Below are 3,558 nucleotides of genomic sequence, written 5' to 3' on the forward strand. Positions count from 1 at the left end.
TCGCTGACTATTATTATTTTACGATAAAAGATTTTCTCTTGCTGACAACATCGAAGATAACCGCTGCCAGAAGAACCATACCTTTAACAACCTTCTGGATATTCTGGTCAATACCCATGATACTCATGCCAAGATTCAGAACACCCATCAGAAGTGCACCAATGATAACACCAGGAACTGTACCGGTACCACCATAAGCAGAAGCACCACCAATAAGTCAATCACAGTCCTTCTCCTGTATGTTTTTCCTTACTGCTCGAATCTGCCCTTCATCTTCACTTCCTGCTCCCACACAGCGACCTTGCCGCGGGCAAACAGGCTGTTGATGTTGAGATTCTCATCCAGTACCAGAAGGTCTGCGTCTGCGCCTTCCGCTACACAGCCCTTGATTCCTTCTTTGCCAAGGAGTACGGCCGGAGTGCTGGTCAGAAGCTGTAAGGCATCCTCCAGCGGCATGCCCTCTCTTACCAGGATCTGGATGGTACGGTGCAGATACTTCGGGGACGCGTAGGTCAGGCCAATGCACTCGCCCTCTTCGTTGAAGCGCGGCTGGCTTCCGAACGCGTCACTGGACATGGTTACATGATCCAGGCTCACATCTTCGCGGTGCAACAGCTCATAGAGCTTCAGAGCATCGGATTCGACCTCCACATCATCGGCGCCGGCGGTGCAGTCAATGTAGCCGCCACGGCGCACCAGATCCGCGCCGGCATCAATCAGTCCAGGATTGCGTAAGATGTGGGTCGGCAGCAGGTTCTTGGCTGGAACGTCGGAATGATCCAGCACATAGAAAATCGGATCCAGTCTTCCCTCTCCGTCACCCATGTGCATGGTTACCAGGCCAGGGGTATTGCTGAGTAAGCCGGCTCTGCGCGCTGCAGTAGCCAGCGCGATCAGCTCTTCTCCGCCTGGGTTGGAGCTTCTGTGGTCCGATACCGCTACCTTCACACCGATCATCGGTGGAACCAGGATGATATCGCGCTCTACACTTCCGGTCAGGGTGGTCGGCGGGTAACCATAGGAACTGGTCAGAGTGTACACGGTCATGCCCTCTTCGGTCAGGGCGCGAGCTTTTGCGACCAGATTTTCCACACTGCGGGTTACGCCATCGGTTCCCAGAAGTCCGACTACCGTGGTAATACCATTTTTGAAGAATTCACTGAGCTGGGATTCCGGTACACGGGATGCCGGCCCCTGCTCTCCGCCGCCGCCTGTGATATGCACGTGCATGTCAATGTAAGCCGGAACAACGGTCTTTCCCTCCAGATCATAGGTTTCCACTCCCGGAAGTCCCTCATATCCCTCAATAGTATCCTGCATCAGAAGGATTTTTTCCCCCTCAATAAGGATATCTTTCTTTCCCAGTTTCTCCGGTGCGTACACATTCGCGTTTTTCAGTAACTTGATCATAATGTCAATTCTCCTGTCTCTTTCTTTTCCGCTTTTCTATTTCAAAGCTTCTGTCAGTCTGTCTCAAAGGTGCCTTTTACCAGTGCTTTTCCATACTCCACCATTTTCTGTCCACGGACAAATACCGTATCTACCAGAAATTCCTCATCCAGGATCACAAGATCCGCGTCGCTGCCCGGACGGATGCAGCCCTTTTTCGGGAATAATCCGTTGGCTCTGGCCGGGTTCTCCCCGCAGATGCGGATGGCTTTTTCCACCGGAACCCCTGCCTTTACAGCATCACGCACTTCCTCATGCAGGGAAGAAAGCCGTGTAACCAGAAGCTTTGCGCCGCCCCCGCCAATCACATGAACATGCTGGTCCACATAACCAGGAATTACCATTTTTCCATCTGCAGAAACAACTTCCACCGGAGCAGAAAGTTCCGGTGGATCGATGTGTTCTGCCACAGAAAATACTTTTTCATCTACGATCAGGATATCACGGATTCCTTTTGGATCCGGATCATACAGATTCGCGTTTTTAATCAAAAGCACTCTGGACATCGTATTTAGTTCTCCTTTTTCTTCTCATCATCGAGCTTGGCAATACCAAATCCGGTAAAGCCCCAGATGATTGCAAAAATCCAGCCGGTGTAGCACAGGATTGCCCATGGAAGGTAATCCAAAGTCTCTACGCCAAGGGTGGAAGCCATGTAAGCACCTGCTGCGGACCACGGGATCAGCGGTACAACTACGGTACCGGCATCCTCAAGGGTTCTGGACAGGTTCTTTGCCGCAAGCCCGCGCTCTTTGTAAGCGTCACGGAACATCTCGCCCGGAATCAGAATGGCAAGGTAAGAGTTACCGGTGGTCAGTGCCATGGTAATGCAGGCTGCAACGGTTGCGGTGATCAGCGCACCGGTACTCTTTGCCACGCTTAAGATCTTCTGGAGTACCACATCCAGACAGCCAGCCCGGCTCATGATACCTGCGAAGCAGAATGCGCAGAATACCAGAAGTGTGGTGCTCATAATGCCGTTCATACCGCCGCGGTTTAACAGCTTGGTTACGGCCTCGGAACAGGTCTCGGTGTCAAATCCTGCACGGTGGATCATGGATACATCAAAACCGTTTACGGTTGCCTTTAACACATCTCCTAACGCTACGTGCTGAATGAAGACACTCTCCAAGCCTGCTACAAAAGTAGAAAGAAGCATAACCGGAATGGTTGGCTTCTGAAGCAGGGAGCCGCCCAGCACGATCACTACCGGAATGATGATCAGCAGGTTCCAGCTGTACATGGAAGAAAGCTGGCTTAATAAAGTAGTAACGGTGTCAGAAGTAATATCTGCGCTTACATCTGCGTTCATACCAACAATGGCATATACCACCAGGGAAACGATGGTTGCTGGGACAGTGGTGTAGAACATATGTCCGATATGCTCATACAGTGTGCTGCCTGCCGCGATCGGAGCCAGGTTTGTGGTATCGGACAGCGGAGACATCTTGTCACCAAAGTAGGAACCTGCGATGCAGGCGCCTGCAGTAGCCGGAAGGGATACGCCAAGGGCGCTTGCGATTCCCATCAGGGCAACACCCATGGTTGCAACGGAACCCCAGGAGGTACCGGTAACAACCGAAACCACTGCCTCGATCAGGAACGCGGTAACCAGCATGAATTTCGGGTTTACGATCTGGACGCCGTAATAAATCATCATCGGAATGGTACCGGATGCCATCCAGGTACCAACCATAGCGCCAACACATACAAGAATCAGGATGGCAGGCATGCCCTTTGCGATCTTGGTGCAGATCTCATCCATCATCTCATCCCAGGTAATGCCTACACGGAACGCGATAAATGCTGCGATTGCAGCTACCATGATCAGAAGCGGCTCTGTGCTGTAGCCGAATACGCCTTTTCCGATGGTAAGGATCAGGAGCATTGCGACGATCGGTGTGATCGATTCCGCAAAAGTGGGCAGACGTTTGGCCCGTTCTTTCTTTTCTTTCATTTGTAGTTTCTCCTTTTAGCCTCCTTCGTGACAGTTTCACATTTTATCACGGCAGAGTATTAAGATTTGGACTTATTATATCAGAAAAGATAACGGGCAACAACTAAAACTTTATATTTTTTTATTTTCTTGTTACACGGGAGTTTGACACA

3 protein-coding genes and 1 pseudogene are annotated in these 3,558 nt (G+C 51.0%); all 4 read right to left on the reverse strand.

The genetic code is table 11. The features are described from left to right. Nucleotides 1-13: 13 nt before the first annotated feature. Nucleotides 14-214: pseudogene (locus NCY57_RS16395) on the reverse strand (sugar ABC transporter permease); the annotation flags it as partial. A gap of 35 nt (nt 215-249) precedes the next feature. Next, a complete protein-coding gene (gene iadA / locus NCY57_RS16400; protein WP_015526031.1) occupies nt 250-1,410 on the reverse strand; it encodes a beta-aspartyl-peptidase in 1,161 nt (386 codons plus the stop codon). Between the two features lie 53 nt (nt 1,411-1,463). After that, nucleotides 1,464-1,955, reverse strand: coding sequence for an amidohydrolase family protein (locus tag NCY57_RS16405; protein WP_015526032.1), 492 nt, complete (start codon nt 1,953-1,955; stop codon nt 1,464-1,466). Nucleotides 1,956-1,960: 5 nt separating this feature from the next. Then, entirely contained in the window at nt 1,961-3,406 is a 1,446-nt protein-coding gene (gene nhaC, locus NCY57_RS16410; RefSeq protein ID WP_015526033.1) for a Na+/H+ antiporter NhaC, read from the reverse strand. Nucleotides 3,407-3,558 lie beyond the last annotated feature (152 nt).

Origin of the sequence: Blautia sp. MB18-30 (genome assembly GCF_023669475.1) — a bacterium.
GTDB lineage: Bacteria > Bacillota > Clostridia > Lachnospirales > Lachnospiraceae > Blautia_A > Blautia_A fusiformis.